Here is a 6,490-nt window from a genome sequence, read left to right as displayed (position 1 = left end):
ACCCGATCCGAGGCCATTCTGGAATACAAGAAAATCATTCGGGATCATCCACAGTCGTCGAACGCCCGGCGCGCGGAATGGCGGATCGCGGATGTGTATTTCGAGCAAGGCGGGTTTCAAGAAGCACAAGCGTTTTACGAGCAAGCCATGGCTCATTCCGCCGGTACTTCTTTCGACGGTCATCGGGCGTTGCTTGGTCTCGGGTATACGTTCATGGCCATGGGGAAATGGAGCGATGCCGAGCATGCATTTGCCGACGTGCGAAAGCGAAGTGAGGATGATCAGTTGCTCCAAGGAGCGACGTTGGGGTTGGCCCATGCGCTGTTCAGGGAGCGACGGTTTTCAGAAGCGCGGCCGATCTACGAGATCAGCTATCGGCGATGGCCGCATCTCCTAAGAGGTGATCCGTCCTCTCTTCAGCGGTATGCCGCCACGTTGGTGAAACAGCGTCATGAGGCTTCTTCCCGAGAACTCCTGCTGCTCTTTTACAACCTCTATCCCCGCCATGAATATGCGTCTACGGCCCTGCTGCACGTGGCCGAGGGGTTGCGGACCAGCGGCAAACAGCCGGTCGCTGAGTTCGTCTATGCCCTGATTCCCTCGCTCTATCCGGGCAGCGCGTCGGATACGACGGCCAAACTTCGGCTCGCCGCGCTTCACGTGGAGAATATGTTGCCGGCCGGAAGCAATGCGCTTGGGCTCACGGTCAGCGCCATGATCCACAATGTGCCGGTTCCGGACCAGACCGACGCCTCCTACCGATCGCTGCTGGAAGAGATTGCGACTCGAGAGGTCGGGAATTCGATGGGGAGCGAGGCCCTGTATTACCTCGGCAAAGGATATGAACGTGCGAACGATATGAATCGGGCGCTTCAAACCTACAAGGAGATCACCCTTCGAGCCGCCGATAAGGACGATCCATGGACCATGAAAGCTTCGGAGCGCCTGTCCGTTCTTCTGACACCGTGGATCGAGGCGGCGGTCGCATCGCGAGACGACCTGACGGTCGTCAATCTCTTTCACAGACATGGAGCGCTGGCCGAGCAACGCTATGCGCGTTCCCCTCTGCTGCTTGACATAGCGGAATCCCACCGGCGCTTGGGATTCGCGCGGGAAGCCCTACGGCTGCACCAACAGATCATTCGATCGCACAAAGATTCGAATTTGCTCGAACCTGCTTTGATCAGTCTTGGAAAGATCTATCTGGATCAACGGGATCCTGATGCCGCCAGGAAAGTGCTGGAGCGATATCGGTTTCAGTTCCCTCTCGGAAAGTATGAAGGGGAGGTGGTGCATCTCCTGATAGATGCCATGCGGCAACAGCGGGATCTGCAAGGGCTGCTCCATCTGTGCCGTACATGGCTCTTGCGCCATCCCATCCATCCTGAACGACCCGCCATGTACGTCCAGTTGGCCAAGACGCTGGGAGAGCTGGAAAAGCTGGATGAGTCCGCACTGGCCTACGAGGAAGCATTCAAAGCCGGCGCGGTGCGATCGCCCGATACGCTCGTCTCCTATGCGGACACCTTGTCGCGATTGAATCGACATGAGCGCGCGATCGATGCCTATCAATCGGTGTTGGACAAGAATCCGAATGCGTCTCAAGCCGATTGGGCGCGCTTGCAAACAGCCACACATTGGACGGCTTTAAAACAATACGATCGCGCCACCGTGGCGCTGGCTGAGCTCGATGTCACGGACGATCCGATGCTCAATCGGCTTTCGTCGTTCCTTAAAACGAGTGTGCGGACAGCCGGCCCTTCGGGGACAGCGGAGGGACTATGACGAATGCCGTGAGGAGGCATCCGGAGGAACGGGACCTGCTCCACGCCGCGTTCAGGAGTTTTGATGAGGCCGCGCACACGTTACAGCAGTCATACTGTGCGCTCACGGCACGCGTGGAGCAGATGGATCTGGAGTTGGCGCGGAGCAATGAGGCGCTTCGCCGGCAGCTTTGCGACAACGAGGCCATGCGGGTGCATCTGGACGGTATCCTCGAGTCCTTGTCCACGGGGGTGTTGGTGGTCGACGATGGCGGGACGATCAGTCGCAGCAATCGAGCCGCCGAGGCGTTACTCGGCGCCACGGATGCCGAGCTGCGGAACCGCCGCGCGTCGGACGTCTTGGCGGGCGCGGGCCTCGGCCTGCGCGATCGGCCGCAACGTATGGGGCAGACCGTCGTCTCCATCAGCCGGGTTCCGATCCACAACGATTCCGGAGAGCGCTCCGGCCACCTCATTCTATTTCAGGACATCACCCGCATCTATCAGCTTGAAGAACAGCTACAGCGCAAGGAAAGACTCGCGGCCATGGGAGAGCTGATCGGCCGGATCGCCCACGAGATCAGAAATCCGTTGGGCAGTGTGGAGCTCTTCGCGTCCATGCTGCAGCGCGACCTCGACGAGCACTCTTCCGGTAAACGCTACGCCCGGCAGATCTCGCAGGCCGTCCAGTCGATGGATCGCCTGTTGGCCAATCTCTTGCTCTACACGCGGCCGACTCGCATGGCTCGTGGTTGGCATTCGGCCGAGTCGTTGATCGACGAAGCGATCAAGTTGGCCGCCCATGCGATCACCAAGGTTCCGGTGGACATCCGAATAGACATCAGTCGGGAGGTCCAGTCGGTCTGGTGCCACGACGGGCAGCTGAAACAAGTCCTCGTGAATGTGGTCGTCAATGCGGTTCAGGCGATGCCGAATGGAGGCGTCTTGGCGATCACTCTCTCCCAAGAACCGCCGCAGGCACTCGGTATGCCCGCTGTTCGGTTGATGGTACGCGACTCAGGCATGGGCATCGATCCGGCCCATCGCTCGCGCATATTCGACCCGTTCTTTACGACGAAGGATGAGGGAACCGGCCTCGGCCTGGCGATTGTCCATTCGATCGTCGAAGCGCACCAGGGACGGATCGATGTCGAGAGCACGGTCGGGCAAGGCACCTCCTGCTCGATTATTCTGCCTCATCCTTCAAGAGGCGGTGATCCAGATGGGGTGCAAGCCGGAACGAGGAGCCGGCCTGAATCCAGCGACGCTCACCCTGTTGAACATGAGGTATTAGCGGAGGAGTGGTCTCATGAATGACCGCGAGAAGAGCAGCTTTCCTTCCGACAATGGAGACGAGAGCGAACGCATTCTTATCGTCGATGACGACCCATCGATGCGAACCGCGTTGATGGAGACGGTCAAGCGGCTCGGGTATTCAGTGCAAGGCGCGGTCGATGGAATGGATGCCATCGAACGGGTGACCCGGTTTCGTCCTTGGATGGTGCTGACCGATCTGCGGATGCCGCGTCTGAACGGTCTCGAATTGATCAAGGAGGTCAAAGCGCGCGCGCCTCAAGCCACGATCGTTCTCATGACGGCCTATGGAGCCATAGAAACCGCGGTCGAGGCCATGAAGCTGGGCGCCAGCGAATATCTCTTGAAACCGTTTTCAATGGACGTGCTGGAGCGAGTCATCATGAATCTCAAATCGGGACGAGAAGAGGGAGCGAGCGCCGATCCCTCGCCCCTACCAACGGAAAACCGAGCCCTTCTCACCCAAGACCCGGGAATGATCCGGCTCCTCAGTACCATCGAAGCGGTGGCTTCCAGCCAAGCCACCGTGCTGATTCAGGGGGAAAGCGGAACCGGAAAAGAGCTGTTGGCCAGGTTTATCCATAATCGGAGCCCACGGGCGCATCGGCCGTTCATCGCGGTCAATTGCGCGGCTTTGCCGGATGGGTTACTCGAGAGCGAACTCTTCGGTCATGAGCGCGGAGCGTTCACTGGCGCGTTGATCAGAAAAATCGGCAAGTTTGAGATGGCTCATACCGGCACCCTGCTTCTGGACGAAATCAGTGAAATGAACCTGAGCCTCCAGGCAAAGTTGTTGCGCGTGCTGCAGGAGCGCGAGGTCGATCGGATCGGAGGGCGTGATCCGGTGTCAGTCAATATTCGCGTGATCGCGACGACCAATCGGGCGCTCTATCGAGAAGTCGAGCAAGGACGCTTTCGGGAGGATGTGTACTATCGTCTGAACGTCTTCCCGGTCACCGTTCCGCCGCTGCGGGAACGCACGAACGATATTCCGTTGCTGGCGCGGCACTTCGTGAGCCAGTCTGCCATGAGGAACGGTCTGACGCCGCCGGCGCTGTCGGAAAGCGCGAGCGCTCACTTGCAACGGTCGGCATGGAAAGGGAACGTCCGTGAACTGGAGAACGTCATGGAACGGGCGGTTTTGCTGGCCGGGCATGGCCCTATCCTGCCGGAACACTGTTTGCTCGAGCAGAGCGGAGAGACGCCGGTTCTGCCTGCTCGTCCGCAACAGCCGGCCAACGGATCTCTGTGGGAGATGGAACGGGAGCTGATATTCAAAACTTTGGCGCGTGTCAAAGACAATCGTACGCATGCAGCGAAGGAACTCGGCATCAGCATCCGCACGTTACGAAACAAGTTGAGGGAATATCGGGAGAGTGAACGACCCTTGTCGATTACGGCGCAGTGAACGAGGCAAGAATTGCCGGTCGGCAATTCTTGCGGGGCATGATCAGGGAGGTGAAGGTACAGGTTCAGGTTAAGCGTAGTGCCGAAACCACTATGACTTTCGCTCGGCCTCAACCTTAACCTAGCGCCACTGTTGGCGCGGCATCGAGGTTGCACGAGCACCGAATGAACGCTAATCGAAAGGAGCCGAATCCATGACGATCTTTGACCGAACCTTTCGGCTGTTGGAGCGAACCCTCGATCTTCGCAGCGCGCGGCAACGTGTGATTGCCTCGAACTTGGCCAACGAAGAAACGCCGGGCTATCGCGCATCAGAGCTGACCTTTATGGACCAATTGCACTCCGCGCACAAGGGTCGCCTGCCGATCGTGCTGGCGGCGACTCAGCCGAGACATTTCGGCATGCATCGGCCGCAAGGGGTGCAAGCCGTGACAGGAAAGCTCGGTGAAGTGCCGGCAGGCGATCTTCCTCTCGACGCGAATTCGGTTAATCTTGAACTGGAGATGGCGAAGCTCTCCGAGAACGTCATGCAGTACAACGCCGCGGCGACGATACTTGCCGGGAAGTTTCGGGGGTTATTGAGCGCAATACGAGACGCGCGATGACGCAGGCTCAGGCTACGGTCAAGATGCGGCTGTCGATGATCATGTCGACTGAGCCTGAACCTCAACCGTAGCCTTTTGATTTCTCTTGCAGGAGGTCCATTATGGAAATGTCGGACAGTCTGGCCGTGTCGGTTTCCGGCTTGGATGCCCAACGGCGACGGCTCAATGTCATAGCCAGCAATCTTGCGAACGCCCAATCGACGAAGACTCCGACGGGCGGTCCGTACAAGCGACGGGATGTCGTCTTTCGCTCGACCGCCGTCCCCAGCGCTTTTCACCGGGCTTTCCGCCAAGTCGCCGCCGGGCCGTCGGCGCATGCGCTCGAAGGGGTCTCCGTCTCCAGAGTCGTGGAAGATTCCAAACCCGGGCAACTCATTTATGACCCCCATCATCCGGATGCCGATGCCAAAGGGTTCGTGCGTCTTCCCAATGTGAATGTCATGGAAGAGATGGTGAACATGATCGGCGCGTCGCGCGCGTATGAAGCCAATGTCCAAGCAATCAACGCGACACGCGCCATGTGGAACAAGGCACTGGAAATCGGGAGGTAACCATGAATCACATTTATGGTCCGACATCCGGTATCCCCCCCATTCCCGATGTGACCCCCGTCGGGCCTGCGGGACACACCGGAAACGGGGAAACGTCCGGCTTCTTGGATTCTCTCAAGTCGGCCATCGGGACAGTCAACGACGCGAAGATAGAAGCCGGCCGAGCGGTGGATGCGCTCATGACGGGCGAAACGCAGGATCTTCATCGCACCATGGTCGCCTTGCAGGAGGCGGATGTGTCCTTTCAATTGATGATGCAGATCCGGAACAAGCTGGTCGCGGCCTATGAAGAGATTCAGCGGATGCAGATCTAACAGGATGCTGAAAAAGCCCGCCAGCGGCGTTCTCGCGTCGCTCAGAGGCTCAACGTACAGAAGCGTACGCCTTGCCTCTTCGCTCGCTGCGGCCTTGCTGGACAGCCTTTTTGAGCATCCTGAAGTTATTCTGGCAGCATCGCGGCCTGCTAATCGGTTGGGCGCGATGAAGGGGAGTGGTTAGCATGTTCTCCAAGTTCTCCATCAATCAGCGGATGATCATCCTCATCGCGTTGGCCGGATCGGTGGCCGGCCTTATTGCCGTCGCCTTGTGGACGCAGCAATCCGATATGCAAGTGCTGTTCACGAACCTCGGCAGTGAGGATGCGGCAGCCATCATCGATAAGCTCAAAGAAACGAAGGTGCCGTACGAAACGACCGGCGGCGGATCGACGGTGTTGGCTCCCAGCGCCCAGGTTCACGACCTTCGGTTGCAACTGGCGACCCAAGGGCTTCCGCATGGCGGGGGGATCGGGTTCGAGATTTTTGATCGGACGTCGATCGGCATGTCCGAATTCGTGCAGAAGCTCAACTAT

6 protein-coding genes and 1 pseudogene are annotated in these 6,490 nt (G+C 58.7%); all 7 read left to right on the top strand.

The window, feature by feature from the left end; genetic code table 11:
- Window positions 1-1,785, top strand: a 1,785-nt coding sequence (locus tag ACOSYY_RS16255; protein WP_421663759.1) for a tetratricopeptide repeat protein, incomplete at its 5' end; no start/stop codon positions are given.
- Window positions 1,782-3,080, top strand: coding sequence for a two-component system sensor histidine kinase NtrB (locus ACOSYY_RS16250; RefSeq protein ID WP_421663757.1), 1,299 nt, complete (start codon window positions 1,782-1,784; stop codon window positions 3,078-3,080). The genes ACOSYY_RS16255 and ACOSYY_RS16250, both read left to right, overlap by 4 nt.
- Window positions 3,073-4,485, top strand: coding sequence for a sigma-54-dependent transcriptional regulator (locus ACOSYY_RS16245; protein ID WP_421663755.1), 1,413 nt, complete (start codon window positions 3,073-3,075; stop codon window positions 4,483-4,485). Before ACOSYY_RS16250 ends, ACOSYY_RS16245 begins: the two co-directional genes overlap by 8 nt.
- 193 nt (window positions 4,486-4,678) lie before the next feature.
- The gene (gene flgB / locus ACOSYY_RS16240; protein ID WP_421663754.1) at window positions 4,679-5,089 is read left to right on the top strand and encodes a flagellar basal body rod protein FlgB; all 411 of its coding nucleotides are present in this window, start codon (window positions 4,679-4,681) and stop codon (window positions 5,087-5,089) included.
- A gap of 101 nt (window positions 5,090-5,190) precedes the next feature.
- Window positions 5,191-5,640, top strand: a complete 450-nt coding sequence (gene flgC, locus ACOSYY_RS16235) for a flagellar basal body rod protein FlgC (RefSeq protein ID WP_421663752.1) — start codon at window positions 5,191-5,193, stop codon at window positions 5,638-5,640.
- 2 nt (window positions 5,641-5,642) lie between these two features.
- Complete coding sequence (fliE, locus tag ACOSYY_RS16230; protein ID WP_421663750.1) at window positions 5,643-5,954, top strand: flagellar hook-basal body complex protein FliE; 312 nt, start codon at window positions 5,643-5,645, stop codon at window positions 5,952-5,954.
- Window positions 5,955-6,139: 185 nt separating this feature from the next.
- Window positions 6,140-6,490, top strand: a pseudogene (locus ACOSYY_RS16225) (flagellar basal-body MS-ring/collar protein FliF); the annotation flags it as partial.

The sequence above is a fragment of the Nitrospira sp. BLG_2 genome, assembly GCF_049222245.1.
Note: the sequence above shows the minus strand (reverse complement) of the source record. Positions and strands in the feature narration are given on the sequence as shown.

What these genes read in the sequence shown, in the direction of transcription:
- flgC (WP_421663752.1), top strand. Translation starts at nt 5,191, where the DNA reads ATGGAAATGTCGGACAGTCTGGCCGTGTCGGTTTCCGGCTTGGATGCC.
- ACOSYY_RS16250 (WP_421663757.1), top strand. Translation starts at nt 1,782, where the DNA reads ATGACGAATGCCGTGAGGAGGCATCCGGAGGAACGGGACCTGCTCCAC.
- ACOSYY_RS16245 (WP_421663755.1), top strand. Translation starts at nt 3,073, where the DNA reads ATGAATGACCGCGAGAAGAGCAGCTTTCCTTCCGACAATGGAGACGAG.
- fliE (WP_421663750.1), top strand. Translation starts at nt 5,643, where the DNA reads ATGAATCACATTTATGGTCCGACATCCGGTATCCCCCCCATTCCCGAT.
- flgB (WP_421663754.1), top strand. Translation starts at nt 4,679, where the DNA reads ATGACGATCTTTGACCGAACCTTTCGGCTGTTGGAGCGAACCCTCGAT.